Raw genomic sequence first — 26,989 nt, 5'->3', positions numbered from 1 at the left:
TTGCCACTCGCCTGGTTGCAACCCGCCAGCGGATCAAGCAGCAGTCTGTAGCCAGCTTGCCTGATCTCGGGCCGGTGTCGCTGGCATGCCAGGCCGCGGCGCGGCCGGAGGAGATGGCCTGATTTCAGGCTTTCGCCCCGATGGGCAAGCGGGTGGCTGCAGGCTATGCCCGTCGGGCAAGCGCCGGGCTGGATTCGAAATAACCTGAGATGCCTGCCAGCAAGGCTTCGGCCATTTGCCCCTGGTATTTCGGGCTGCGCAGGCGGCGTTCCTCTTCGGGATTGCTGATAAAGGCGGTTTCAACCAGTATGGACGGAATGTCGGGCGCCTTGAGCACGGCAAAGCCGGCTCGTTCTACACCCTTCTTGTGCAAGCTGTTGATCTTGGCGATTTCGCGCAACACGCGCTGTCCAACCTGAATCGAATCGTTGATCTGGGCTGTGGTGGAAAGATCAAGCAACACCTTTGCCACCTGCTTGTCATGCGAACCCAGGTTTATCCCGCCGATCAAATCGGCATCGTTCTCGCGCTTGGCCATGATGCGGGCTGCCGCGCTGGTGGCGCCATTCTGAGACAAGGCAAAGACAGACGCACCGCGCGCACTGGGCTTTATCCAGGCGTCGGCATGGATGGAAATAAACAGATCGGCTTTGACACGCCGAGCCTTTTGCACGCGTACATGCAGCGGAACGAAGTAGTCATTGTCCCTGGTCAGATAAGCGCGCATATTGGGTTGCGCATCGATCAGCTTTTTCAGGCGTCGGGCGATGCTCAATACGACGTCTTTCTCGCGTGTTCCGTTTCGCCCCACGGCGCCCGGGTCTTCCCCGCCATGGCCAGGATCCAGGGCGATCAGCAAGGGCTGTGTGCGTGGTTGCGCGATCTGCGGCGGCAGGGGAGCAGGTGCTTGGGGTTGCTTGGCGATAGGGGGCAGTTGCTGACCCGGGACGGACGGAACAGGCGCGGACGGTGGTGCGTTCTGCGCGAGATTCTCGAGCACTTCCGCCAGTGGATCCTCTTCGGCATTGTTAAGAATTGCAAGCAGGGGATCCTGGGCGATCTTGGGGTACAGGTCCAGCACCAGCCGGTATTTGTATTCGCCGATCGGCTTGAGCGTAAAGACCTGCGGGGCAACTGGCTGTTTCAGGTCGAGCACCAGCCGCAAGACGCCTGGGCGGTTTTGCCCCACGCGTACGGAGCGAATATAGGGATCGTTGGGTTTGATCTTCGAGACAAGTTCATTGATGGCCGGGCTCATGGAAAGGCCATCAATATCCAGAACCAGACGATCGGGGCCTTCGAGCATGAAATGCTCGGCCTTCAACTCTTTGTCGAGCTCAAGTGTCACGCGCGTGTATTCATCGGCGGGCCATGTTCGCACCGCCACGATGGAGGCGGCGTGCGCCAACGAAGGGATGACTGGAATGATCAGTAGGGAACCGGCAGTTACGAGGACTCGGCGTCGGGCGACGTCTGCCGGTGTGGATCCTGTCGGGGCGGAGCAAGTTTCGTCAGCCATAGTCGTCCTTTTTCGCTAAGGGCGGAGAGGCTGGCGTTACGTCCCGTATCTGCATAAGAGAACGTAATATCGAGGTCTGGAGGCGGGAGCATCCCCCCCGCCTGGTCCGGCCATTCGATCAAAACTACCGCATCGTCCCGCAGGATTTCTCGAAAGCCTGCATCCACCCATTCGCGTGTATTGCTAAATCTATAAAAATCAAGATGATAGAAGTATAAGTTAGAAAGATTATAGCTTTCAAGCAGGGCGTAGCTGGGACTTTTGATTCTGCCGGTGATTCCGGCAGCCCTTAACAGGGCGCGAACGAAGCTGGTTTTGCCGGCGCCAAGGTCGCCGCGCAGATGGATCCGGCCGCCGGCGGACAGCCCGGGCAGTTGCGGATCAGTGCCGCAAAGCATAGGCGCAAATGCTTTTGCCAGTGCCGATGTTGCGTCTTCATCTTGCAAATATACGTTAAAAGTAGCTAATTTCTGCTGATTATCGGACGACATAACAAATACCCCGAGACGCTAGGTGACCGGGCTGAGGGTCAGCCAGAAGGGAATCGTAACGATCGCCAGCACGGTCGATGCAGACATGGTGACAGCAACCAGAGGGCCGTTTCCGCCCATGCGCGACGCCAATACATAAGTTGACGATGCAGTCGGTAAAGAGCCAAATAACAACAACATTTGGCGCTCCAGCAACGAAAGTTCCAGCAGCCAACCAATGGCCAAGGCAGCCAGCGGCATGGCAAGTAGTCGTACCGCCACCACCCAGCCCATGAGTTTGCCTGAGCCGCGCCCGCCCTCCAGGGACAACGTAGCGCCAACGCAAATCAGCCCAATCGCAATCGCGCAGGCCCCGAGCCGGGCAAGCGTGACATCCACCACCTCGGGGAGGGACACATGCAGGAAATTGCCCGCCAAAGCCAATACGGTGGCAACGATCAGCGGGTTGCGGACAATCTCCCTGATCAGGCTGCTGCCTGGCTGCTGCCGCGCCAGTCCATAGACCGCAGCCACATTGACGAATGGCACGGACAGGCCCACCAAGACCGCCATCACGGTCTGCCCTTGGGCGCCGGCCATCGCCGCGGCCAGCGACAGGCCTATATAGGTATTGAAACGGTAGCCGCACTGGGCAACCGAGGCAAGGGACCGAGCGTCAGGCTTGAGCGCTGGCCGGGCCAGCCACATGGCAGCAAGGCCGAAGGCCAGCAATGCCAGCACCGCCTGTAACAATTGCCATGCTGTAGAAGGGCTGAGAGGAGTTTGTATAATCGAACGAAAAAGAAGCGCCGGGAACAGAATGAAATAAACCAGCTTTTCAGCGTATTGAAAAAATTCTCCCGAGTACTTCAGTTTGTTGTATAACACCCAACCCATTGCAATCAAAAGAAAATCAGGCAGGACGAGCTGGATGACAGACATATAAGCGGGCTTAGGCCATACGAGCCGGTCGCGCAAGCGCCGGCAGTTGCTAATGGTTTTCGCTAGGAAGCCATTATGAATCAGCTAGTTTACTGTTATTCTGCGGCTGGTCACAAACACCCGGCTGATCCTGGCTGTTTTTCAGAAACCCTTCCCGGAGAATCTCCTAAATGAAAAAACTCCACACGAAACTTGCGGCATTTACCCTTGCTGCCGGTGTTGTCTCGCTGTTTGGCGCGGGCGCCGCCATTGCCGCTGATTACCCCAGTCAGCCCATTCGTGTCATCGTGCCGTTCGCGCCTGGCGGTTCCACAGATATCGTCGCGCGTATTGTTACGCAGCGCATGGCTGAAGAGCTCGGCCAGCCCATGGTCGTGGAAAACAAGGGTGGCGCAGGTGGGGCCATTGGCGCCGCCGAAGCTGCGCGCGCCAAGCCAGACGGCTACGTCCTGTCCATCGCAACGGTCTCTACGATGGCGGTGAACTCCGCATGCCGTCCCAACGACCTGCCGTACGATCCGCTCAAGGATTTCATGCCGGTCACCAACTTCGCCAACGTACCCAACGTGATCGAAGTCAATCCCAAATTCCCCGCCAAAACGTTCAAGGAGTTCGTCAAGGCGCTCAAGGATAATCCAGGCAAGTACACGCATGGCAGTTCGGGCACATGCTCCGTGCTGCACTTGTTTGGCGAAGCCTTCAAGCAGTCCACGGGTACTGATGCCGTACACGTTCCGTACAAGGGATCAGGCCCTGCCGTGACCGATGCGGTCGGCGGCCAGATCGACAGCATGTTCGACAACCTGCCTTCGTCCATGGGTCAGATCCAGGCCGGCAACTTGCGTCCCCTGGCTGTTGCCTGGCCAGAGCGCCTGAAGACACTGCCCGACGTCCCGACGCTGGCCGAGGAAGGTTATCCGGAGCTGAACCAGCCTGCCTGGTATGGCCTGCTCGCGCCAGCCGGCACCCCGGAAGCCATCATCAAGACGCTGCGTGATGCGGCGGTGGTTGCGCTGGAGGATCCCAAGGTCATCGCCACGCTGGAAAAACAAGGCGCCGCGCCGTCGGGCAATACGCCTGAAGAGTTCGGCAAAGAAATCAAAGAGCAATACGATTGGGCCCGCGATGTTGTTGCCAAGGGCAATATCTCGCTGGAATAACACGGCTTGACGTTCCAGGTTGGTAGGTATGCGTACCTCAGGTCAGGAACGAATATAAGTATCAAGCATCTTTGGATTTCAACTGTCTGTAGCCCCGGTTAGCAGTAGCCGTCGCAGGGCGGTTGAAACAACTTGCAATGACTCAGAGCACGCTTCGGTCTGAATGGCCGGAGCGTGTTTTTTTTATGGTTGCTCACTGGCAATGTCTGGCTGGCATGCGGCGGTTTTTGAGGCGGCCCGGTCTTTCGCTGGCTCCTAAAACAATCGGGATTTGGTCCTACGCGGCTGGAGATCGAGTCGCTACACTCTTTTGACCATTTAAGTGCGACTGCGTCGGCGACAGTGTCCGAGGCAAGACGCAACGCGAGGAGGAGACAGTGCCGGAACGCATCACCCTGGAAAAATCCTTTAAACCCCATTGGGTCTGGGCAATCGCCTTTGGCTCGGCAATCGGGTGGGGCAGCTTTGTATTACCCGTTGAGTGGATGGAAATGGCTGGCCCCCTTGGCGTCATTATTGGTCTTTGGATCGGCGCGATGATCCTGAGTCTGGTTGGCTTGAGCATGGGGTTTTTGGTGAAAGCCTATCCTGTAACCGGTGGAGCATTTACCTACGCTTACCTGGCATTTGGTCGAAAGCATGCTTTTCTGTGTGGCTGGTTCCTTATTCTGGGGTATGCCGCCATCGTGGCGCTCAATGCTTCGGCATTCGCGCTGATGATCAAGTTTTTGCTTCCGCAGGTCGCCAAACAGGGATTCCTCTACAGCGTCGCTGGTTGGGATGTCTATCTCATGGAAGTTGTGATTGCCAGTTCGGTGCTGGTGATTTTTGCCTGGATCAATATTCGTGGCGCAGATGCGACCGCACAGACTCAGTTCTATTTTTGCGCCCTGCTTATTGCAGCCGCCGTCGGCGTGACTGTTGGGATGGTCGCAGCCCCCGATACCTCATTCCGAAACATGACGCCGCTGTTCCAGCCGGGCTTGCCAACCTGGACGGCGATTGGCGCGATCGTGGCCATCTCCCCTTGGGCCTATGTCGGGTTTGATACGGTTCCCCAGGCTGCAGAGGAATTCAGCTTTTCGCCTGGCAAGGCAACCTTTCTGATTTTGGCTGCACTATTTGTTGCGGCATCTCACTACTCGATCATGATTGTTGCGACAGGGCTGGCCATGCCCTGGATGGAACTGGTGGAGCATCGTTACCTGTGGGGCACGGGCCAGGCTGTGCTGGGCGTGCTGGGCAATGTAGGGCTGGGTGCGCTGGCCGTCGCATTGTGCATGGGGATTTTTACGGGGCTCATCGGTTTCTATATTTCTTGCAGTCGCCTGATGTTCGCCATGAGCCGGGCCAAAGCTCTCCCGCCCATTTTTTCCCGACTGCACGATAAGCATTGCACGCCCTACGCCAGCATTATCTTTATCTGCGCTATCTGCCTGTTCGCGCCTTGGTTCGGTCGCTCGGTTCTGCTGTGGATTGTGGATATGTCCGCCGTCGGCATTTCCGTGGCGTTCATCTACTATTGCGCAGCGGCCTTCCGTCTGTTCAAGTGGTCGCCTTCGCATGCTGGCTCCGCCTTCTGCAAGGAAGTGGCGCCCGTCAAGAAGCTGATTGCCTTACTGGGCACATTGAGCAGCATCGGCTTCCTTGGCTTGCTGCTGGTGCCAGGCGCCCCTGGGTTTCTGGACACGCCGGCATGGATCGCCTTGCTTTGCTGGCTTGCGCTGGGCCTGGTGTTTTACCTGTCCTTTGGACATCACTACCTGCGTACTCCCAAGCAAGAGCTCGACAAACTGATTCTCGGTGAAGAAGTGGTGGCCGTCGCATAGTCCAAGCACGCATCCGGCAGGTTATACTCCGTGGATTCCTTTTTGTCTCCGTAGTTAAATGGATATAACTTTCCCCTCCTAAGGGAAGATTGCAGGTTCGATTCCTGCCGGGGACGCCAAGGCTTTATTCCTTTCTGCAGCAAGCACCCGAACCCGCACAGTCTTTGACCTTGCGGGTTTTTGCTGCGCAAACGCCATCCCCCAGCAGGCAAAAACGTCTACCGCGTCAAGCGGGTGCGGGCCCCAGGCTCTCACGCTCGACAATGGTTTCCTGCAAAGCGCCAACCGGTTCGACCGGTTCTCCTTCAACCAACGACACCATGATGCGCGCCGCGTGTTTGCCGATTTCGTGGGCCGGGATGCACACCGACGTAATCGATGGCTGCATCATGCTGGCTTCTTCGATGCCATCGAAACCGATGATGGAGACCTGACCCGGTACCGCAATGCCCAGGCGGCGGCATTCATCCAGCGCGCCCATGGCCTGCAGATCCGTCCCAAACATGACGACGGTGGGGCGAGGCGATCCTTGCCACAGTTGCCGTATCGCATCGCGTCCGCCGTCAAAGGAAAAAGGGCGCTCAAGCAGCCATTGCTCGGGCACATTCACCCCCTTTTCGGCGGCAGCGGCCAGGATGCCGTCGCGTCGGCCCCGGGCGCGCTCATTGTGCGCGGACGCGCCGCTGCAGATGGCAATGCGCTGGTGGCCATGGGCCAGGACGCGCTGGGCCAGGCGGTAGGCGGCATCGAAGTTTGAAATCCCTACGCAATACGGATAGTCGCTTTCATCGACAGACCAGGTGAGTACGTAAGGAAGATTGCGGTGGCGAAGCAGAGAATAGACCTCTTGCTCATGATCAGTACCCACCATGATGATGCCGTCGATGCCGCGCTCAAGGGTGGCGCGTATCAAGGCGGCCTCGTCATCTTTGTGGTATTCGTGGCTGACAATCAGCAGCTGATAGCCCAGCGCCCACAAGGTTTGCTGCATTGAATGCGTCGAGTGCGCAAAAATCGGATTGGTCAAGGTTGGGTAGACGGCGGCAATGGTGTGGGTGCGTCGCGATGCCAGCGCCCGGGCGGCGCCGTCGCGGATATACCCCAGCTCTGCAACAGCGCGATTGACGGCGTCCAGGGTTGCCGGCCGTACCTGATCGGGTACAGAAAGTGCGCGAGACGCGCTGCCCAGCGAGACGCCTGCCAGGTGGGCGACATCGGCCAGCGTCGGGCGGCGTTGTGGCTGTTCGGCTGCAGAAGTGCTTGAATCCTTGCTCATGGAGATCGTGTTTGTTTTGAAAATAATTGATTTGTCCACTAAAATGAAGCGCTTCAAGTATTATAAGTTAATTGCAGTTTCCAACACATCAATCCAGCAGGGGTGGCAACATGTTGAAGTTGAAGAATCCGGATTTATTCCGGCAGCAGTGCTATATCAATGGCAAATGGTGCGACGCCGATAGCGGCGCAACCATCGAAGTTACCAATCCGGCCACAGGCGAAGTGCTCGGCACCATTCCCAAAATGGGTGCCGACGAAACCCGCCGCGCCATTGAAGCCGCCAACGAAGCTTGGGCAGACTGGCGCAAAATGACCGCCAAGCAGCGCGCCGGCATCCTGCGCCGCTGGTTTGACTTGATGCTGGCCAACACGGACGACCTCGCCCTGATCATGACGGCAGAGCAAGGCAAGCCGCTGGCCGAATCCAAAGGTGAAATCGCCTACGGCGCGGCATATTTTGAATGGTATGCCGAAGAGGGCAAGCGCGCCTATGGCGATACCATCCCCACATCGTCTCCCGACAAGCGTATTGTCGTCATCAAGGAGCCGATTGGCGTTTGCGCGGCCATCACGCCCTGGAACTTCCCCTCGTCCATGATCACCCGCAAGGCGGGCGCCGCACTGGGCGCGGGTTGTCCTATCGTGGTCAAACCGGCCACCCAGACGCCATATTCGGCGCTGGCGCTGGCCGTGTTGGCCGAAGAAGCCGGCGTGCCGCCCGGCGTGTTTTCCATTCTGACCGGGTCTGCCAGCGCGATCGGCGGCGAGATGACGAGCAATGCGCTGGTGCGCAAGGTAAGCTTTACCGGCTCCACCGAAGTGGGCCGCCTGCTTATGCAGCAAAGCGCCAGCTCGATCAAGAAAGTGTCGATGGAACTGGGCGGCAATGCCCCGTTCATCGTGTTCGATGATGCCGATCTGGATGCTGCCGTTGAAGGCGCCATGGCCAGCAAGTACCGCAACACAGGGCAAACCTGCGTGTGCGCGAACCGCATCTATGTACACGACAAGGTGTACGATGCCTTTTCAGAGAAACTGGTTGCCGCGGTTGCCAAGCTGAAGATCGGCAACGGCATGGAAGAGGGTGTTACCCAAGGGCCTTTGATCGACAATGCGGCGGTCGAGAAGGTCAAGGAGCATATCGAGGATGCCTTGAGCAAAGGCGGCAAGCTCCTGGCCGGAGGCAAACCGCACGCGTTGGGGCAATCATTCTTTGAACCCACCATTATTGCCGGCGTCACCACCGACATGAAGGTGGCGCGCGAAGAAACCTTCGGGCCGCTGGCGCCATTGTTCCGTTTTTCGTCAGACGAAGAAGTGATCAAGCTTTCGAATGACACCGAGTTCGGGCTGGCAGCGTATTTCTACAGCCGCGATATCGGCCGTGTGTGGCGCGTGGCCGAGGCACTGGAATACGGCATGGTGGGCATCAACACCGGCATCGTTTCGAATGAAGCCGCGCCGTTTGGCGGAGTGAAGCAATCAGGTGTCGGCCGCGAAGGATCGCACTATGGCCTGGACGACTACCTGGTTGTTAAATATCTGTGTCTGGGCGGAATTTGATGTAAAGCAATCAGGCCCTGCGGCCTGGTCCACCGTCGCATAAATTGAAGGCCGCAGCGGAAACGCGCGGCCTTCAGTTTTATGGGTGTGCAGTTGCAGCGCCGATAGAAATAGGCAGTGCTGGCACTGTGCCAACTAAAAAAATCCCTGCGCTGGCTGACAGCCTGGAACAAGAAAAGAAGATGGCCCCACCGCTGCGGAGGGTGCGCATCGACAGCTGTCTTATTGGCGATTACCCTGATTCGACCTCGTGTAAACCCTTATTTCATGCGGGTTTTGCGCCTTCTGGCTCCATTGAAACCGCTCACTTGGACCTATTGACGCCATCGGTCCAATGCTACGCTCACTCAAGCCTGCTCTCGAGATGGAGACGCTGGATTCCTCGCTATTATTAATCGACAAGGGGACAACATGCGCAAGTTTAAGAAAGTATTCAAACTGGCTGCCGCAATGGGGCTATCTGTGCTGATTGGTGCCGGAACAGCGTTGGCTGCGGAGCAACCCAAGCGTGGCGGCACCTTGGTGTTGGGTACCTACCAGGCGCCTCGGCATTTGAACGGCGCGGTACAGTCGGGCATGGCAACAGCGCTGCCCAGTACGCAGTTGTTCGCCAGCCTGCTGCGTTTCGACGACCAATGGAATCCGCAGCCTTATCTTGCTGAATCGTGGGAATGGTCAGATGACCGGAAAACGCTCACTGTCCATTTGCGCCAGGATGCGCTGTTTCATGATGGCGAGCCGGTTACATCTGAAGATGTTGCGTTCTCGATCATGGCGAACAAGGAGAACCATCCTTTCAAGGCGATGTTCGATGTTGTCGAAAATATCGAAACCCCTGATCCACATACCGCTGTCTTCAAGCTCAGCCAGCCGCACCCGGCCTTGCTCATCGCGCTTTCCCCTGCTTTGTCGCCGATATTGCCCAAGCATATCTATGACGATGGCCAGGATCTGAAATCTCACCCCCGCAATTCGAAAGACGTGGTGGGTTCGGGGCCGTTCAAGCTCAAGGAGTTCGTGCCGGGTAAAGAGGTCGTGCTGGAGCGTTTCGATAAGTTCTTCCTGAAAGACAAGCCTTATCTTGACCGCATCGTCCTGCAGATCAATCAGGATCAGACAACCCTGCTGATCGGCCTTCAGCGCGGCGACCTGCAAATGCTGCCTTTCATGGGCGACCCCACGCAACTGCGCATGGCCAGTGCCGACAAGAATATTGAGATGCTGGATAAGGGGTATGAAGGTATCGGCGCCTTGGCGTGGCTTGCACTGAACACGGAGCGCAAGCCTTTCGACGATGCCCGGGTAAGGCAGGCCATCGCCTATTCGCTGGACAAGAATTTCATCATCAAGGCGTTGACGATGGGCTTTGCCAAGCCATCAAATGGGCCGATCATCAGCTCCAGCCCATACGCAACCCAGGATGTACATAAATATGCGCTTGATCTGGATAAGGCAAAACAATTGCTGGATGAGGCTGGATACAAGCCGGACAGCAATGGCATTCGTTTCAAAATGAGCATAGACATGCTGCCTGGTACGGGTGCGATCAGCAAGAGCCTTGCTGAGTATGCCCGGGCTCAGTTGAAAAAGATCGGCGTGGCGGCGGATTTGCGTACTTCCGCGGACTTTCCTTCCTGGACCAAGCGCATCGCAGGGCATGACTTCGACATGACCACCGATATCGTCTGGAATTGGGGCGACCCCGTGATCGGCGTACACCGTACTTACCTGACCTCCAATATTCGCCCGATTGTATGGACGAATACGCAGTCTTACTCCAACCCCAAGGTGGACGAGTTGCTTGAGAAGGCTGGCGTCGAGACTGATCTTGAAAAACGCAAGGCACTCTATGCGGAGTTCCAGAAAATTGTCACGAATGACGCTCCGCTGATCTACGTGGCCGAGGTGCCGTATCACACGCTTGTAACGCAAAAGGTTGGCAATCCTCCGGTAAGCATCTGGGGGCCCTTGTCGCCGCTGGATGATGTCTACCTGAAATAAACCACGGCGGCCACGATGTTTCGTTACATTATTAAGCGACTGGTCTATGCAGTGATTCTGCTGCTTGCGGTCATCACGCTCAACTTCCTGCTGATACACATTTCGCCCGGAGATCCTGTCGAGACCATCGCGGGGTCGATGGGTGGGATGACCGAAGAGCTTCGCGCTCAGTTGCGCACGGAGTTCGGGCTCGACAAGCCATTTCTTGTGCAACTGGGCATCTACCTGGGCAACGTTGTGCAGGGGGATCTGGGGCAATCGTATTTTTTCAACGCCCCGGTGACGTCGCTGATTCTGGAACGGTTGCCGGCGACGCTGCTCTTGGTGATCGTGTCTGTATTGCTGGCTTTTCTGGTTGGTACATTCATGGGGTCGCTGGCGGCGCGGCGCCCGAATGGTCTCTTATCGCAGTTGGTGACCATTCTTTCGATCGTGGGTTATTCGGCTCCGGTGTTCTGGACAGGCATCGTACTGATCATTTTGTTTGCGTCAGTGTTTCCGATATTTCCGGTCTCGGATATGCGTACGGCAGGTATGGACGATGGCGGATGGGCCGGCATCCTGGATGTCGCGGAACATCTTGTACTGCCCGCCTTTACGCTGGCCTTCGTTTACATCGCTCAGTACAGCCGGCTTGCGCGTGCCAGCATGATGGAAGCGCTGTCCGCAGACTACATTCGCACCGCGCGCGCCAAAGGCTTGTCCGAAACCATTGTGTTGTACAAGCATGCGCTGCGCAATGCAGTGCTGCCCGTCATTACCATGCTGGGGATGCAGTTCGGCAATGTGCTGGCGGGGGCGATTCTGGTCGAAACGGTGTTCAACTGGCCGGGCCTGGGTCGTCTGGCTTTTGATTCAGTGCTGCGGCGGGATTACCCCACCATGCTGGGCATTCTGTTTTTTGCTTCGATGCTGGTGATTATCATGAATCAGCTTACCGACTTGGCGTACCGCATCATTGATCCAAGGATAAAGGCATGAATCAGAGCTCGATCGCGACAACGTCGACGCCTGGCGTACAGGCAATTGCCCAGAAACCGCCGGGCCAGTGGCGTGAAGCCTTGCGTGTGTTCTGTCGCAACCCTTCAGCAGTGTTCGGTTTTTTCTTGTTGCTGGCCATTGTGTCGATTGCTGTGTTCGGCCCCATGGTCATGGATGCGGATCCATTCGAACTGGTGGGCCCGCCCATGATGCCGCCGGGCACCGAGTTCGGCTTGCTGGGCAGCGATTATCTCGGCCGTGATCTGCTGACGGGCCTGATTTTCGGCGGTCGGGCGACTTTGCTGGTCGGTGTGGTGGCGGCCTTTCTTTCGGTTTTCATTGGAGTCGTCATTGGCGCGGTCGCGGGCTATTACGGTGGGTGGGTGGATGAAGCGCTGATGCGCATCACTGAGTTCTTCCAGGTATTGCCGACGCTCTTGTTTGCCATGGTGCTGGTCACGCTGTTTTCACCGACCTTGTGGACTATATCGATTGCCATTGGGGTGGTCAGTTGGACAGGCACGGCAAGGCTGGCTCGGGGTGAGTTCCTGCGGTTGAAACAACTGGACTATATTCTGGCCGAACGGGTTATTGGCGCAGGAAACGGGCGCATCATCTGGAAAGTTATTCTGCCCAATGCCGTGGCGCCGCTTATCGTTTCTGCCACGCTCGCAATTGGCACCGCCATCCTGTTTGAGGCGGGCCTGTCGTTTCTTGGGTTGGGTGATCCAAACATGATGAGTTGGGGACTGATGATTGGTAATAATCGTCCGTATATTCTTGTGGCCTGGTGGGCGGTAACCTTGCCTGGCGTGGCGATCTTCCTGACAGTGCTGGCGGTTAGCCTGATTGGCGACGGCTTGAATGATGCATTCAATCCACGGCTGCGGGAGCGGACATGAACGCGCCCCTACATCCTGCGCAGCTTTCAGAACCTTTGCTCAAGGTAGAAGGCCTGGGCGTTGAGCTCAAGGGCAGGTCGGGCACGGCCTCGATTCTCACCGAGATCAGCTTCGAGGTTGCGCAGGGGGAAACCGTCTGTCTTGTGGGCGAGTCGGGGTGTGGGAAAAGCATGACGGCGCTGGCGATCATGCGTCTGATTCCTGACCCTGGCCGAATCAACACAGGCAAGGTCATCTTGCGCGGCAAGGATCTGGTGGCATCCAATCAAGCGGAAATGCGCCGTATCCGGGGCAACAAAATCTCCATGATCTTTCAGGAGCCGATGACCGCGCTCAATCCCGTGTATACAGTAGGCGACCAAATTTGCGAACCTTTGCGCCGCCACCAGGGGTTGGATCGTGGGCAGGCCAGGAAAAAAGCGCTCGAAATCCTGCACTCGGTAGGCATTCCTGTGCCGGAACGGCGCATCGATGATTATCCGCATCAGATGTCGGGCGGCATGCGCCAGCGCGTGATGATTGCCATGGCGCTGGCCTGTGATCCCGATGTGCTCATTGCCGACGAGCCGACTACCGCTCTTGATGTCACCGTACAGGCTCAGATTTTTGACCTTCTGCGCGAGCAACAACAGCGGCGAGGTACCGCGATTGTGATGATTACGCACGACATGGGGGCGGTATCGGAGATGTCAGATCGAGTCGTCGTCATGTATGGCGGACGTGTCGTCGAAGAAGGGCTTACCGCAGAAATTCTCGTCAGCCCCGGTCATCCTTATACCCAAGGGCTGATCGCCTGTCTTCCGGAACTCGATGAGGCACCCAGCGAAGAAAGACCAGAGTTGGCTGAGATCCCCGGCGTCGTGCCTTCGGTATGGAATCGCGGCGCTGGCTGTCCGTTCGCGGATCGCTGCAAGCATGTCATGGACAAGTGCCGGGAAGCATTCCCTCCCTCCTTCCAGACGGGGCCTACCCAGAAAGTTGCTTGCTGGTTATATGAGGAGCAGCAATGAACACTGTTGAAACTTCACAGCCATTGTTGTCTGTGCGTGACCTCAAGGTGCATTTTCAAATTGGCCGTGCTAGGTTGGGCAAGGAAAAAGACAAGGTGCATGCCGTCGATGGCGTCAGCTTCGATATACAGCGCGGCCGCACCATGGCGATTGTGGGAGAGTCGGGCTCGGGCAAGACGACCACTGCGCTTTCCATCATGCGGCTGGCCCCGGTCACGGCGGGATCCATTATTTTCAATGATGTCGATCTGACCAAGCTCGAGGGCGAAGCTTTGCGGGCGCAGCGTCGGCATATTCAACTGGTGTTCCAGGACCCCTATTCATCGCTGAATCCACGACAGCGCGCAGGAGAGATTGTGCGAATGCCTCTTATGCTGATGGGCATAGGGACGCCAGCCGAACAGCGCGAGAAAGTGTCGGAGTTGTTTCGACTGGTGGGATTGCGGGACGATCAGCAGGTTCTGTTTCCCCATCAGTTTTCGGGCGGGCAACGTCAGCGCCTGAATATTGCGCGAGCGTTGGCAACAGACCCACAACTGGTGGTCTGCGACGAACCCGTGTCCGCACTCGATATTGCCATTCGTGCCCAGATACTTAATCTCCTGCGGCGCATACAGATAGCGCGTGGGCAATCCTTTTTGTTCATTAGTCACGACATGGCCGTCGTGGAGCACATCTGTGATGATATTGCTGTCATGTATCTTGGACAAATTGTCGAACAGGCCTCCCGCGTTGCGTTCTTTTCCCGACCTCTGCACCCATACAGCGTTGCGCTGATGTCGGCGGTGCCGACAGTATCAGGCGGGCGGGAAAAAGCGGCCAACCGCATCAAGCTGGCGGGTGATCCGCCCAGCCCGATCAACCCGCCCAGTGGCTGTCGCTTTGCCGGGCGTTGCCCGGCCGCGCAGGCACTTTGCCAGCAGGAGCCTCCGTCTTTGCGGGAAGTTCTGCCGGGACACAAGGTGGCCTGTCATTTTGTGCGTGTGGAAGACGGCCGCGTCAGTGCACCGCTGGATGGGCACAAAGCATTTGGTAAAGTGGAGCAGATGGCATGAGCAAGGAAGCAGCACAGCAGGATATCAAGATTTTTCAGGCACGCCGGATTCTCACCATGAATCCTGCGCAGCCTCATGCAACCCATGTCGCGGTCAGGCAGGGGCGTATTCTTGCCGTGGGTACGCAAGAGCAGGCGTCTGCCTGGGGGCGGGCTCATGTCGATGATCGCTATGCCGATCAGGTGCTGATGCCGGGTCTGGTAGAAGGGCATTGTCACTTGCACGAAGGCGTAGTGTGGCTCTATGTCTATGTGGGGTTTTATGATCGGCGCGGCCCCGACGGCAAGATATGGCCCGGCCTCAAAACCATAGATCAGGTCGTCCAGCGTCTGGCGGAGGCACGCAGCAAGCTCGAACCAGGGCGGCACCTGGTCGGATGGGGGTTTGATCCGATCTATTTCGGATCTCAGCGCATGACGGTTCAGGATCTGGACAAGATTCCCGGCGATGGGGCTGTTGTCGTCATGCACGCCAGCATGCACCTGATGAACGCAAATTCGCGCGCGCTGGAGATGGCTGGCATTGATCGCGACACCGATATTGAAGGAATTGCCAAGTTCGACAATGGTGAACCAACGGGCGAACTGCAGGAGTTTGCCGCGATGTTCCCGATCACGCGGATGATAGGCAATCCGTTTCGCACCCTTGGGCAAAGCCAGGAATGCCTGACCATGTTCGGTCAGGTCGCCCAGTCGGCTGGCGTCACGACTGCAACAGACCTTGTCAACGAGCTGCACGACGAGGGGATCGTCGAGTTGGCGCGGGTAACGCGCGCCGACGACTACCCCCTGCGCATTGTGCCGGCTGCTTCTGGCATGCTGTTTGGGCGCGACGTGGACGCGTGCCTGGGCAAGCTCGAAACATTGAAAAAACTCAATCACGATAAGATGAATCTGGGCATCGTCAAGCTGGTGGTCGATGGATCCATCCAGGGCTTTACGGCACGCGTGCGATGGCCGGGCTACTATAACGGCGCACCCAATGGCATATGGGTGACGTCGCCCGATGATCTGGAATACATCGTCGAGCGCTACCATCGCGCTGGGATACAGCTGCATATACACACGAATGGCGACGAGGCTACCGAATTGACGCTCAATGCAGTCGAGCGCGCACTGACTTTGCATCCGCGTTTCGATCATCGGCACACATTGCAGCATTGCCAGATGGCCGACGCCGCGCAGTTCCGCCGCATGGCCAAGCTGGGCATGTGTGCCAATCTATTTTCGAATCACATCTTTTACTGGGGAGACGCACACTACGGGACAACGATGGGCCCAGACAGGGCCAATCGCATGAACGCTTGTGCGACCGCGTTGCGCATGGGGGTGCCGTTTGCCGTGCACTCGGATGCGCCGATTACGCCAATTGGGCCGCTCTTTACTGCATGGTGTGCGGTCAATCGGCAGACCGCCTCCGGGCGTATATTAGGAGAAAGCGAACGGATCAGCGTGTCCGATGCATTGCGCGCCATTACGCTGGGTGCTGCCTACACACTGCGCATGGACGACAGAATAGGATCCATCGAAGTCGGGAAGTACGCTGATTTCTGCGTGCTGGATTCCGATCCCTCTGAGGCGGCGCCTGAAACGCTGAGGGATGTTGCCGTACAAGGAACAGTCGTGGGCGGGCATCCGCTGGCGCTACCCAAGGCGAACTGATGACACAATGATCCGTATCCCTCTGATCGTACTGGGTGGTTTTCTGGGGGCCGGTAAAACCACCTTGCTGAATCATATGCTGTCAGAAGCCGGCGGGCGCCGGATTGCTGTCATGGTCAACGATTTTGGCCCGATCAATGTCGATGCCGCATTGATTGCGGAACACGACGGCGAAACCATCAGCCTGACCAATGGCTGTATATGTTGCTCGATCGGTTCAGGCCTGGATGCGGCGCTGATGCAGGTGCTTGAGCGTCAGCCCGCGCCGGAGCTTATTGTTATCGAAGCGAGTGGCGTCTCGGATCCAGGGCGCATCGCGCAGGTTGGCATGTCAGATCCCATGCTTCAGTTGGAAGCCATTGTGGTCATGGCTGACGCGGAACATCTTCCCGGACAGCTTGACGATCCATTGCTGGCTGATACGGTTGCCAGGCAAATCGAAGCGGCGGGTGTCGTAGTCTTGAACAAGATTGATCTGGTTTCGGCAGAAGATCTCTCCGCGCTCAAACAGCGTCTGGTACGGCAGTTCGGCGCGATTCCGGCCATTGAGGCGCGGCACGGGCGACTACCGATCGAGGCGCTGTCGGGGCAGCCCGCTCAGCTTGAGCGTTTGCGTCAACGCAACGCTCGCACTGCGCAGGATGCTGAAAGCCCGCATCCCCATTCGCATCCCCATGAACACGCTATTGAGGCAGACCATCCCTTCGAGGGTGGCAGTTGGTCCGGTGCCGGCATTTTCAATGCAGATCAGTTGATCCAGGCGCTGAAACAGTTACCCCGTTCAGTCATACGCGTGAAAGGCTGGGTCGTGACAGACCGGCATGGGCCCGCGATTGTCCATCTGGCGGGCCGCCGCGTACGCGTTGAGCGCCTGCCTGCCACGCAAGTGATAGCGATGAACGAACTGGTGTACATTGGGCTAAAAGGCGAGAAGGTACAAGCGGTGATGGAGCAGGCACTGGGAGCGCTGGTCCGCGCGTCGGCGCACTGAGACGATATAGACACCGTCGCCGCACGAGTCAGTGCACTCGACATACGCTTGGCCTTAAAATACCCCCACGTCGTCAATGCATACAAAATTCCGGTCAACATGCCACCGATCCGCAAGGAATGTCCCCCTGGCGCCTGTATCTGCGCCCGCGAAGCGCTGCTCTCCCAAGAGGGCAGCGACATGCGGGTGCTGTTGCTGACGCGCGAAGAAGAGCAAAGGCTTATTCAAAGGCTGGAGCGCATTGCCAGCCTTGAAGACCTGCGTCACATGCAAGCGCTCCTGTACAGGCAACTGGGCGTGGTGTTGCATGTCGAGCCAGGCGCGAACGAGGTGCGTACTGTTCTGGGGTTACGAATCGAGCTGCAGGAACAGCCGGGTTTGTGTCGCAAAACACGCAAATCCATTCCTGCGGCCATCCGGCGCAGCCTCGAAGCCAACCTGGATATCGTGTTCGATCTGCTTAACGAGAACGATCTGCTGGGCAATGCCTAGTTTCGCCCCTTACCCAGTGTCAAGTCGTACCAAAGCATGCCTAGCCACTCGTGCAAGGCTGTGTTCGATTCATGCAGCGCATCAAGCTTGGGAAGATATTTCAGCATATTGTCCAGCGGTGGCCCCTGATAGCCAGTAGGGGCTGGAATAACCGTAAAGCCGACCCGTTTGTAACTGGATACGGAACGACGCATGTGCGAGGCACTGGTCACCAACAGAATGGTATGTATGCCTTCGGCGTGCAGCATATCCCAGGAGAACTGCGCATTCTCCGCCGTGTTTTCCGACTTCCCCTCCACCCATCGAACGGGCGTGTCGAAAAACTCGTTCAGGTCATTTGCCATGGTTTGGCCCGAAGATTCGCCGTTAATCGGCACACCGCCAGATACCAGAATGGGCAGGCCAGTGTGCCGGTGCAGATAGGCGCCGTAGCGAATCCGCAGCAGGCTGGAGTCGGCGGTGGTGTTGATGCCGCCGTATTCAGGCTGCCCGCGCAAAATGCCTCCCGCAAGCACCACGATGGCTTGGGCATTCTTTGCTGCTCCCTGATCCAGTGCAGTAGGCGTCAACGCTGGCTGGTATTCCAGTGCGCGCAACAGCTTATGCGATACAACCGGCAACGACAGCACAAAGACGCAGAGCAGCGTCGCAACGAGAATGCCCGTGCCGATTCGATGGTGGCCGCGCCATAACAATATGCAGCTAAGTGCAAGCAATAACAACATGTTGCCGGGAAACAGCAGTGCCATGGACACGGCTTTGGAGGCAATCAGGCTAGGGGACATGGATCATTGAAGTCTGTGTAAATGAAGGGGTAGTCGGCATTGTAAAGGCTGCGCGCGGCGCGTCGAATTTCAAACCAGACTACGACCAAAGTCGCCTAGGCGGGGCCTGACCGCAAGACTATATTGAGCGGCATCATTGCGGGCCCAGGCATCGCAGTGGAATAACGATCACAAATACCGGAGACCGAACATGCCATCCAGCGACCACGACCGTGTCGTCCAAGCCGTCATGCGCTTGCCAGAATACCAGCAGTTGGTGAAGATACGCAGCCGCGTCAGTCTTTCCTTTTTCATGGCGACACTGATCATCTATTCGGGTTTTATCCTTACCTTGGCCTTCAACCCCGAACTGTTTGCACGCCCCGTCAACGCGGGGCTCACCATCAGCATAGGCGTGCTGGTTGGTGCGTGCGTAACCGTCAGCGCTGTTGTGCTGGTCGCGCTGTATGTTCGATTTTCCAACAAGAAGTTTGATCCGCTGCTGGAAACGATTGCGAGGAAAGTATCATGAAAAAGCTGTTCGCAAGCTGTATGCTGCTTGTCGCCCCGTGCTCTCCCGCGATGGCGGCGACGGGCCAGGCCAATATGTCGGCCATCGTCATGTTTCTGGTGTTCATCGTCGGCACTATGATGATTACATACTGGGCCGCGCGCCGCACGCGCACGACTTCTGATTTCTACACTGCCGGCGGCAGCATCACTGGATTCCAGAACGGATTGGCGATCGCTGGGGATTACCTCTCGGCGGCATCTTTTCTGGGCATCGCGGGCATGGTTTATGTCAGCGGATTTGATGGAATGATCTATGCCATCGGGTTTCTGTTCGGTTGGCCGGTTGTCATGTTCCTGATTGCGGAACGTCTGCGCAATCTGGGTCGCTATAACTTTGCGGATGTGACGTCTTACCGGCTCAAGCAGACGCCGATGAGAGTCCTGGCCGCCAGCGCATCGCTGCTGATCATTGCGCTGTACCTGATTGCGCAGATGGTGGGTGCAGGCAAGCTGATCGTGCTGTTGTTCGGCCTGAACTACAACGTGGCCGTCGTGATTGTCGGTTCGCTCATGATGATTTACGTTACCTTCGGCGGCATGACGGCAACCACTTGGGTACAGATTATCAAGGCGGTATTGATGCTGTTTGGCGCAACGCTGCTGGCGTTCCTGGTACTGGCCTTATTCAAGTTCAGCCCGGATGCCATGCTGGCCGAGGCAGTGCGTGTGCATCCCACTGGCGTGGAAATCATGGCGCCGGGCTCGCAAGTCAGCAGCAATCCGCTCAATGCCTTGTCTTTGGGTTTGGGGCTTGCCTTCGGCACAGCCGGCCTGCCCCATATTCTGATGCGTTTCTTCACGGTGTCCAACGCCAAGGAAGCTCGTCGGTCGGTGATTTACGCCAGTAGCTTTATCGGCTATTTCTATCTGCTCACGTTCATCATCGGATTTGGTGCCGTGGCGTTGCTGGTGCGTCATCCGGAATACTTCCACACCGGGCCCAACGGCCAGATCGACCTGATCAATGGCCTGATCGGCGGCACCAATATGGTTGCCGTTCATTTGTCCAACGCCGTCGGTGGCAGCTTGTTGCTGGGTTTTCTGGCGGCCGTCACCTTTGCCACGATTGTGGCAGTCGTTGCAGGGCTGGCGCTGGCCGGCGCAGCAGCCATCTCGCATGATCTGTATGCCAATGTCTTTGCCCGGGGGCGCGCAACGGAAGCACAGCAAATGCGCATTTCTCGCCTGTCGACCATCATGCTGGGCGTGCTGGCTATCCTGTTGGGGATTCTGTTCGAGAACCAGAACGTTGCCTTCATGGTTGGCCTGGCCTTTGCGATAGCCGCCAGCGCCAATTTTCCGGTATTGGTGCTCTCCATTGCATGGCGAGGCTGCACGACTCGGGGGGCCACCATTGGCGGTTTTCTCGGCCTGGCGACAGCCACGATCTGGGTGGTGCTCAGCAGCACGGTATGGGTCGATGTGCTTGGCTTTGCCAAGGCGATCGCACCCTTTCCCAATCCAGGCATCGTCTCCATCCCACTGGCATTCTTTTCGATCTGGCTGTTCTCTGTACTCGATAACAGCGCGCAGGCCAAGAGGGAGCGCCACGCATTCGATGCCTTGATGGTGCGCAGCGAAACCGGCCTGGGCGCAACAGTCGCTGTGGCGCATTGAGACAACGGAAAAGAGGTAAATCGAATCATGACCCAAGCAAACGAATGTTATCCGGTGCCCGCCGGTTTTGCAGGACCAGGCACCGTCACGGCATCAACGTACGAACGTCTGTATCAATCATCGCTGGACAATCCCGAGGCGTTCTGGCGGCAGGCCGCTGCCCGGCTGTCCTGGTATCGCGAGCCCACCGTTATTCGCGATGTCAGCTTTAATGCCGATGATTTTCACATCAAGTGGTACAGCGATGGCGAGCTGAACGTTAGCGTTAACTGCCTGGATCGTCATCTGGAAACGCGTGGAGATAAAACGGCCATCATATGGGAGCCTGACAGCCCCGACACCCCCGCGCTGCATATCAGCTACCGCGAACTGCATCAGCGCGTATGCCGCCTGGGCAATGCGCTGCGGGCGGTGGGTGTGGGCAAGGGCGATCGCGTCAGCGTTTATCTACCGATGGTGGTCGACGCAGCGGTTGCGCTGTTGGCTTGCGCACGCATTGGCGCAGTGCACAATGTGGTGTTTGGCGGCTTCTCGCCCACATCGCTCGCGGATCGCGTGCGCGATTGCGGCGCCAAAGTCATCATCACCGCAGACGAAGGCCGGCGTGGCGGCCGCAGCGTACCATTGAAAGCGAATGTCGATGCGGCGCTGGCGCTGCCGGGTACAGAGAGTGTCGAGCATGTATTTGTACTGCGCCACACCGGGGGCCAGATCAGTATGAAGACGGGTCGCGATCTGTGGCTGCACAAAGCCATCGAGAACCAGCCAGATACCTGCGAACCAGCGCGCATGAATGCGGAAGATCCCTTATTCATCCTCTACACCTCAGGCAGCACGGGCAAGCCCAAAGGGGTTGTGCATACCAGTGGCGGTTACCTGGTCTATGCCAGCTATACGCATGAAGCCATCTTCGATCTGCGTGAGGACGATATATTCTGGTGCACGGCCGATGTAGGCTGGATTACCGGACATACTTACATTGTTTATGGCCCATTGGCTAATGGCGCCACGACCATGATGTTTGAGGGCGTGCCCAGCTACCCCGACGCATCGCGCTTTTGGCAGGCGGTCGACAAGCATCAGGTAACGATTTTCTACACCGCGCCAACCGCGATCCGCGCGCTGATGCGCGAAGGCGATGGGCCGGTCAAGACGGCGTCGCGCCAATCCTTGCGGCTTCTGGGTACTGTAGGTGAGCCTATCAACCCCGAAGCGTGGCGCTGGTATCACCAAGTGGTGGGCGAAGGTCGCTGCCCCATTGTTGACACCTGGTGGCAAACCGAAACGGGCGGGATTCTGATTTCCGCGCTTCCAGGCGCAACGGCCGCCAGGCCGGGGGCGGCCAGCTTACCTTTCTTCGGCATACAGCCGGCACTGGTCGATGCGGATGGGGTCCGGGTCGAAGGCCCAGGTTCCGGGAATCTCGTCATCAAGGATTCCTGGCCCGGTCAGGCGCGCACCATCTACGGCGACCACGATCGCTATATCGATACGTATTTTCGCGCCTACCCGGGCGCCTTCTTTACAGGCGATGGCTGTCGCCGTGATGCGGACGGGCATTACTGGATTACCGGCCGGGTCGATGATGTCATCAACGTCAGCGGGCATCGCATCGGCACCGCCGAGCTCGAAAGCGCATTGGTGGCACACCCCAAGGTTGCGGAGGCTGCCGCGGTAGGCTTTGCGCACGATCTGAAAGGGCAGGGCATCTATATGTATGTCACGCTGGTGGCAGGAGAAGAGCCCGGCGAAGCATTGCGCAAGGAGTTGCTCACGCATATACGCCGTGAGATCGGCCCTATTGCCACGCCTGATTATCTGCAGTGGGCGCCGTCCCTGCCCAAGACACGGTCGGGAAAGATCATGCGTCGTATTTTGCGTAAAATTGCGGAGAACGAGCCAGATCAGTTGGGTGACACCAGCACACTGGCGGACCCCTCCGTGGTTGACCAACTGCTTGCAGAGCGCCATGTTTTTTCCTGAGGCTGGATGACGGAACTGCTGATCGCCGACGACCATCCCCTGTTTCGCGAAGCCTTGCGAGGGGTGGTGTCGCGCATCTTTCCGGATACCGTTATTCACGAGGCCGATCAGTTCGAGCGGCTATACGCGCTGGTCGAGGCCTATCCCGATGCGGATATGCTGCTCCTCGATCTGGATATGCCTGGCGCAAGCGGCTTTAGCGGGCTGGTTCATTTACGTTCCCTGCACCCGCAGTTGCCGATTGTTATTGTGTCTGCCCACGAAGAGCCTTCCATCATGCGTCGCGCGCTGGACCATGGCGCCATGGGCTTTATTCCCAAGTCGTCGGATTCGCGTCAGCTCGGGCAGGCCCTGCAGCAGATTCTGGAAGGTTTCCCCTGGGCGCCTGCCGGTGTCGAAAACGGCGCCGGCGCGGATGAAGACGAAATGGCGGCGGCCAACCGTTTGCGTGACCTGACGCCGCAGCAATTCCGGGTGCTGCAGATGGTGTACTCGGGCCAGCTCAACAAGCAGATCGCCTACGAGCTCAATGTGTCCGAGGCCACGATCAAGGCGCACATGACACACATCATGCGCAAGCTTGGGGCCTCCAACAGAACGCAGGCCGTGCTTATTGCCTCTCGACTGGGGATTCCGGAAGATCCTGCACTGCGAGGCTAGCCGCCAGGAAAGCGCGCAACGATGCAGGGCGAACGGGCTTGGTCAACACCCGATATCCACGTTCTTTGGCGGATTGCTTGAGCGTATCGCTGCCATCCGCAGTCAGCAGCGCGCCCACGAGCTGCGGCATCTTTTGACGCAGCGCGTCCAGTGCATCCAGGCCATCCAGCCTGTCGTGCAGGTGATAATCCATCAGCACCACCTGCGGTTTTTCAGCCAGCTGTTCCAGTGCGCCGTCGATGGTGGTTGCGCAGACGACATGGGCCTGCCAGCGTTGCAGCAGCGCCTGCATGCCTGCGAGAATATCCGAATCGTTGTCTACGCACAGTACACGCAGCCCCGTCAGCGCCGTGTCGTGGCGCACGCTGCGTTGCCTGGTAGGTATGGCCTGCGCCGGCGCCGGCGCGCGCGGCACGGCGATCGAGAACATGCTGCCTTTGCCGACTTCCGATCGGGTGTCCAGCGCATGTTCCAAGAGCGATGAAATACGCTGGCAAATGGACAGACCAAGTCCGAGCCCGCGGCTGTCCCAATCAAAAGGCTGCTCAAATCGATGGAATTCCTGGTAGATTTGTTGAAGGTGGTGCGGCGGAATCCCGGGACCACTGTCCCATACCTGCAAGACAACACGCTCTCCCCGTATTCGGGCCGCAAGGATAATGCGCCCCGAGCGTGTATAGCGCAAGGCGTTGGCCAGAAAATTTTGCAGCACGCGCCGAAGCAGGCGGCGGTCGCTCCGGATGAAGACAGGCCGGCCGTGCAGGCGCAGCTTCAGACCACGACCATGCGCCATGGGCGCGTATTGTTCCGCCAGTTGCTGAAGCAGGGCCGCCGCATCGAAAACGCTGATGTCCGGACGCAACGCGCCCGCATCCAGGCGAGACACATCCAGCAGCCCATCCAGCAGTTCTTCTGCCGCGCGCAGTGACGTATCAACGCGCTCGGACAAATGCTGTTGTTCCTCGGATTTATCGGACTCTCGCAATGCCGAGGCGAAAAGACGCGCAGCGTTGATAGGCTGCAGTACGTCGTGACTGATGGCGGTCAGGAAACGGGATCGCGATTCCTGGGCCATTTCCGCTTCCTGCGTGCGCTCTGTCACGCGTTGCTCAAGGGTTTCGTTGATATTGCGCAACTCGCGCTCGACGCGCTTATATTCGGTAACGTCGCTGTAGCTGGTGACATAGCCTCCGCCGGGCAAAGGCCGTCCGCGCAATTCAATGACCTGCCCTGTGCCGAGGGTACGTTCATACACATGAGGGGAGCCCATTTTCATGTATGCAATACGCTTGGCAACTTCCTGCTCGATATTCAGTTGCTCTATATTGCCCAGCTCGCCGCGCTGTGCGTTAAAGCGGATCAGGTCTGCAACGGGGCGGCCGACGTACAACATGTCGGCGGGATACTGAAAGAGCTGACGATAGCGATTGTTCCAGGCCACCAGGCGCATCTGCGCATCCACGACACTGACACCCTGATCGATATTCTCGAGCGTGGTCAACAGAATATCTCGATTGAATCGCAATTCCTGGCCAGCCTCGTCCAGCACGGCAACAACCGCTGCGACTTCCACGCCTGATCCTTCCAGTGCGCTGGTCAGCACCAGACGCGCCGAGGCTGCGCCCACGGCTGCCGCCAGAAGCAGCTCGGTGAAGTGTACCCATTCCATATCAGCGCGAAGTTCCGGCGAGAGTGCCTGGCCTGTTTTGGCTGCGCGCTGCTCAAAGGCGCGCCGCGCGGTTTTCTCTCCCACGATGCGTGCAGCCAGGGTACGCAAATCGAGTACGCGCAGATTGCCGCGCCATTGTCCCGAGGCCAGGCTCCGCCGTGCCGCGTAAGGCTCCAGAAACGGCTGGGCTCGCAAGCGTTCTCCCAGACTGGGCCGCCAGTGCGCCGACACCAGCACCATGGTCGTGACATTGAGCAGAAGCGACCAGAACGTGCCATGCGTCAGCGGATCCCAGCCCTCGGCGCCAAAAAGCTGTAGAGGGCGCAGCCACGACATACCGAACAGACCTTGTGTCAGCCACGCCTGGTTCAGCCATCCGGCATCGGTCAAGGTTGGCAGCAGCAAGGTATAAACCCACACAGAAAACCCAATGATCAGACCCGCTTCCACGCCCTGGCGGCTGGCTCCGCGCCAATACAGGCCTCCGATCAGGGCCGGGCCGAACTGCGCCACAGCCGCAAATGCCATCAGGCCATATGACGCAAGCGCCGTATCGCTGCCGCTGGCACGATAATATCCATAGGCGAACGCGGCAACGCAAATGATGGCGATGCGGCGTATCCACAGTACCGTGGAAGCCATGCTGCGCTGACGGGCCCGTCCACCGCGTCGACGCAGCAGCACGGGCATGACCAGATCATTGCTCACCATGGTAGCCAGGGCAACGCTCACCACAATGACCATGCCGGTCGCGGCGGAGAAACCGCCGATATAGGCCATCACGGCGAGCGCTGTGCGGTTTTGCATGAGCGGCAGCGCCAGCACGAAACTGTCGGGCGCCACATCGCCATCGCTGCCGAACATGGTGACGCCCGCCGTTGCGATGGGCAGCACCATCAAGCTGACAATCACCAGGTAGCCGCCGAACAGCCAGCGCGCCCGTTTGATGTCAGCCACATTGCCGCATTCGACGATGGCCACGTGGAACTGTCTTGGCAAGCAGATAATGGCCGCAAAGGCCAGAAGCGTCTGGCTGACAAACCCAACGGGTGGTGTGTTCCGTATCAGCGAATGCGCGGCCTCGACCAAATGAAATTGCGTGCCCGAAAACCAGCGCACTGCAAAGAGCCCGACCAGCACCAGGGCCACAAGCTTGACCAGCGACTCGAAGGCCACCGCCAGCATCAGGCCCGGGCGATGCTCTGTGGCGTCTACCTGTCGCGTGCCGAACAGAATCGAGAACACGGCCATCAAGACCGCCACATACAAGGCGGGATCCCCTAATGTGGTGGACAGCATTTCCTGCCCGCCGAGTACGCCCAGACTGATTGCGACTGCCTTGTACTGCAAAGCCAGGTAGGGAACGGCAGCGATGATCGCGATGATCGCAACCAGCGCCGCCAGTCGTTGCGAGCGCCCGTAGCGCGAGGCAATGAAGTCGGCAATGGATACGGTGTTCTGGGATTGGGCGATCAACGCCAGCCGCTCGATGATGCGCCAGCCGAAGATAAGCAGCAGCAGGGGCCCCAGATAAATCGGCAGATAACCAATACCAAATCGGACGGCTGAACCTACTGCTCCGTAGAACGTCCACGATGAGCAATAGACGGCTAGCGCCAAACTGTAGACAGCAGGCCGAAGCCAGGGGCGCTGGGGGTACAAAGGGTACTTGTCGCCCAGCCAGGCCACGGCAAACAGAATAGCCGCATAGCCCAGCGACACGAGTACCAGCCATACCGGCAACATATGCTGATCTCCCGAGGTTTTATCGTCACGCCGGAGCGTGCGCCTATTGTATAGTGGGCGATTTTAACGAAGACGTACGAAGCCCCTCAAGCGAACGCGCCGGCAGCACGGCCTTTATGTTAA

21 protein-coding genes and 1 tRNA gene are annotated in these 26,989 nt (G+C 58.1%); 16 read left to right on the top strand and 6 right to left on the bottom strand.

Going from position 1 to position 26,989, the window contains the following annotated elements:
* Window positions 1–163: 163 nt before the first annotated feature.
* The 3 genes from ERE07_RS03865 to ERE07_RS03855 are packed head-to-tail and all read right to left on the bottom strand — an operon-like array spanning window position 164 to window position 2,931.
* Window positions 164–1,519 carry an N-acetylmuramoyl-L-alanine amidase gene (locus tag ERE07_RS03865; protein WP_130007466.1) on the bottom strand — a complete coding sequence of 452 codons (1,356 nt, stop codon included), beginning with the start codon at window positions 1,517–1,519 and terminating at the stop codon, window positions 164–166.
* Window positions 1,447–2,010 carry a tRNA (adenosine(37)-N6)-threonylcarbamoyltransferase complex ATPase subunit type 1 TsaE gene (gene tsaE, locus ERE07_RS03860; RefSeq protein WP_130007465.1) on the bottom strand — a complete coding sequence of 188 codons (564 nt, stop codon included), beginning with the start codon at window positions 2,008–2,010 and terminating at the stop codon, window positions 1,447–1,449. The genes ERE07_RS03865 and tsaE overlap by 73 nt, the downstream gene beginning before the upstream one ends.
* 18 nt (window positions 2,011–2,028) lie before the next feature.
* Entirely contained in the window at window positions 2,029–2,931 is a 903-nt protein-coding gene (locus ERE07_RS03855) for an AEC family transporter (protein WP_130007464.1), read from the bottom strand.
* A 170-nt stretch (window positions 2,932–3,101) separates the two neighbouring features.
* On the opposite strand from ERE07_RS03855, the gene ERE07_RS03850 reads away from it, so the two are divergent.
* The 3 genes from ERE07_RS03850 (at window position 3,102) to ERE07_RS03840 (ending at window position 6,039) form a co-directional block, all read left to right on the top strand.
* Complete coding sequence (locus ERE07_RS03850; RefSeq protein WP_130007463.1) at window positions 3,102–4,091, top strand: tripartite tricarboxylate transporter substrate binding protein BugE; 990 nt, start codon at window positions 3,102–3,104, stop codon at window positions 4,089–4,091.
* A 377-nt stretch (window positions 4,092–4,468) separates the two neighbouring features.
* A complete protein-coding gene (locus ERE07_RS03845) occupies window positions 4,469–5,920 on the top strand; it encodes an APC family permease (RefSeq protein ID WP_130007462.1) in 1,452 nt (483 codons plus the stop codon).
* Between the two features lie 44 nt (window positions 5,921–5,964).
* A tRNA-Arg gene (locus ERE07_RS03840) sits at window positions 5,965–6,039 on the top strand.
* 107 nt (window positions 6,040–6,146) lie between these two features.
* Here ERE07_RS03840 and ERE07_RS03835 read toward each other — a convergent pair.
* Window positions 6,147–7,196, bottom strand: coding sequence for a LacI family DNA-binding transcriptional regulator (locus ERE07_RS03835; protein WP_130007461.1), 1,050 nt, complete (start codon window positions 7,194–7,196; stop codon window positions 6,147–6,149).
* 110 nt (window positions 7,197–7,306) lie between these two features.
* Here ERE07_RS03835 and gabD point away from each other — a divergent pair, with 110 nt between their 5' ends.
* The 9 genes from gabD to ERE07_RS03790 all read left to right on the top strand — a co-directional run bounded on the left by gabD (window position 7,307) and on the right by ERE07_RS03790 (window position 17,854).
* Window positions 7,307–8,761 (top strand): NADP-dependent succinate-semialdehyde dehydrogenase, encoded by a 1,455-nt coding sequence (gabD, locus tag ERE07_RS03830; protein WP_130007460.1) that lies wholly within the window; start codon window positions 7,307–7,309, stop codon window positions 8,759–8,761.
* A 411-nt stretch (window positions 8,762–9,172) separates the two neighbouring features.
* Window positions 9,173–10,762: an ABC transporter substrate-binding protein gene (locus ERE07_RS03825; protein WP_130007459.1), complete on the top strand. Its 1,590-nt coding sequence runs from the start codon at window positions 9,173–9,175 to the stop codon at window positions 10,760–10,762.
* A 15-nt stretch (window positions 10,763–10,777) separates the two neighbouring features.
* Window positions 10,778–11,743, top strand: coding sequence for an ABC transporter permease (locus tag ERE07_RS03820; RefSeq protein WP_130007458.1), 966 nt, complete (start codon window positions 10,778–10,780; stop codon window positions 11,741–11,743).
* Window positions 11,740–12,645 carry an ABC transporter permease gene (locus ERE07_RS03815; RefSeq protein WP_130007457.1) on the top strand — a complete coding sequence of 302 codons (906 nt, stop codon included), beginning with the start codon at window positions 11,740–11,742 and terminating at the stop codon, window positions 12,643–12,645. Before ERE07_RS03820 ends, ERE07_RS03815 begins: the two co-directional genes overlap by 4 nt.
* A complete protein-coding gene (locus ERE07_RS03810; protein WP_130007456.1) occupies window positions 12,642–13,655 on the top strand; it encodes an ABC transporter ATP-binding protein in 1,014 nt (337 codons plus the stop codon). The genes ERE07_RS03815 and ERE07_RS03810 overlap by 4 nt, the downstream gene beginning before the upstream one ends.
* The gene (locus ERE07_RS03805) at window positions 13,652–14,710 is read left to right on the top strand and encodes an ABC transporter ATP-binding protein (RefSeq protein WP_130007455.1); all 1,059 of its coding nucleotides are present in this window, start codon (window positions 13,652–13,654) and stop codon (window positions 14,708–14,710) included. The genes ERE07_RS03810 and ERE07_RS03805 overlap by 4 nt, the downstream gene beginning before the upstream one ends.
* Window positions 14,707–16,371 (top strand): amidohydrolase, encoded by a 1,665-nt coding sequence (locus ERE07_RS03800; protein WP_130007454.1) that lies wholly within the window; start codon window positions 14,707–14,709, stop codon window positions 16,369–16,371. Before ERE07_RS03805 ends, ERE07_RS03800 begins: the two co-directional genes overlap by 4 nt.
* Before the next feature lie 7 nt (window positions 16,372–16,378).
* A complete protein-coding gene (locus ERE07_RS03795) occupies window positions 16,379–17,362 on the top strand; it encodes a CobW family GTP-binding protein (protein WP_130007453.1) in 984 nt (327 codons plus the stop codon).
* Between the two features lie 99 nt (window positions 17,363–17,461).
* Window positions 17,462–17,854, top strand: a complete 393-nt coding sequence (locus ERE07_RS03790) for a hypothetical protein (RefSeq protein ID WP_130007452.1) — start codon at window positions 17,462–17,464, stop codon at window positions 17,852–17,854.
* Here ERE07_RS03790 and ERE07_RS03785 read toward each other — a convergent pair.
* Window positions 17,851–18,639, bottom strand: a complete 789-nt coding sequence (locus ERE07_RS03785) for a YdcF family protein (RefSeq protein ID WP_130007451.1) — start codon at window positions 18,637–18,639, stop codon at window positions 17,851–17,853. The genes ERE07_RS03790 and ERE07_RS03785 overlap by 4 nt on opposite strands.
* Before the next feature lie 190 nt (window positions 18,640–18,829).
* Between ERE07_RS03785 and ERE07_RS03780 the strand changes: the two genes are divergently transcribed.
* From ERE07_RS03780 to ERE07_RS03765, 4 genes are read left to right on the top strand one after another with little or no spacing between them, the layout of a single operon-like run.
* Complete coding sequence (locus tag ERE07_RS03780) at window positions 18,830–19,150, top strand: DUF485 domain-containing protein (protein ID WP_130007450.1); 321 nt, start codon at window positions 18,830–18,832, stop codon at window positions 19,148–19,150.
* The gene (actP, locus tag ERE07_RS03775; protein ID WP_130007449.1) at window positions 19,147–20,808 is read left to right on the top strand and encodes a cation/acetate symporter ActP; all 1,662 of its coding nucleotides are present in this window, start codon (window positions 19,147–19,149) and stop codon (window positions 20,806–20,808) included. Before ERE07_RS03780 ends, actP begins: the two co-directional genes overlap by 4 nt.
* A gap of 27 nt (window positions 20,809–20,835) precedes the next feature.
* Window positions 20,836–22,791 carry an acetate--CoA ligase gene (gene acs, locus ERE07_RS03770; protein WP_130007448.1) on the top strand — a complete coding sequence of 652 codons (1,956 nt, stop codon included), beginning with the start codon at window positions 20,836–20,838 and terminating at the stop codon, window positions 22,789–22,791.
* 6 nt (window positions 22,792–22,797) lie between these two features.
* The gene (locus ERE07_RS03765) at window positions 22,798–23,451 is read left to right on the top strand and encodes a response regulator transcription factor (protein ID WP_130007447.1); all 654 of its coding nucleotides are present in this window, start codon (window positions 22,798–22,800) and stop codon (window positions 23,449–23,451) included.
* Here ERE07_RS03765 and ERE07_RS03760 read toward each other — a convergent pair.
* Window positions 23,402–26,866: a hybrid sensor histidine kinase/response regulator gene (locus ERE07_RS03760; RefSeq protein ID WP_130007446.1), complete on the bottom strand. Its 3,465-nt coding sequence runs from the start codon at window positions 26,864–26,866 to the stop codon at window positions 23,402–23,404. The genes ERE07_RS03765 and ERE07_RS03760 overlap by 50 nt on opposite strands.
* Window positions 26,867–26,989 lie beyond the last annotated feature (123 nt).

It is taken from the genome of Allopusillimonas ginsengisoli (genome assembly GCF_004153455.1).
Lineage (GTDB): Bacteria > Pseudomonadota > Gammaproteobacteria > Burkholderiales > Burkholderiaceae_B > Allopusillimonas > Allopusillimonas ginsengisoli.
The sequence above is the reverse complement of the archived record's forward strand: the minus strand, read 5'-3'. Positions and strand labels throughout refer to the sequence as shown.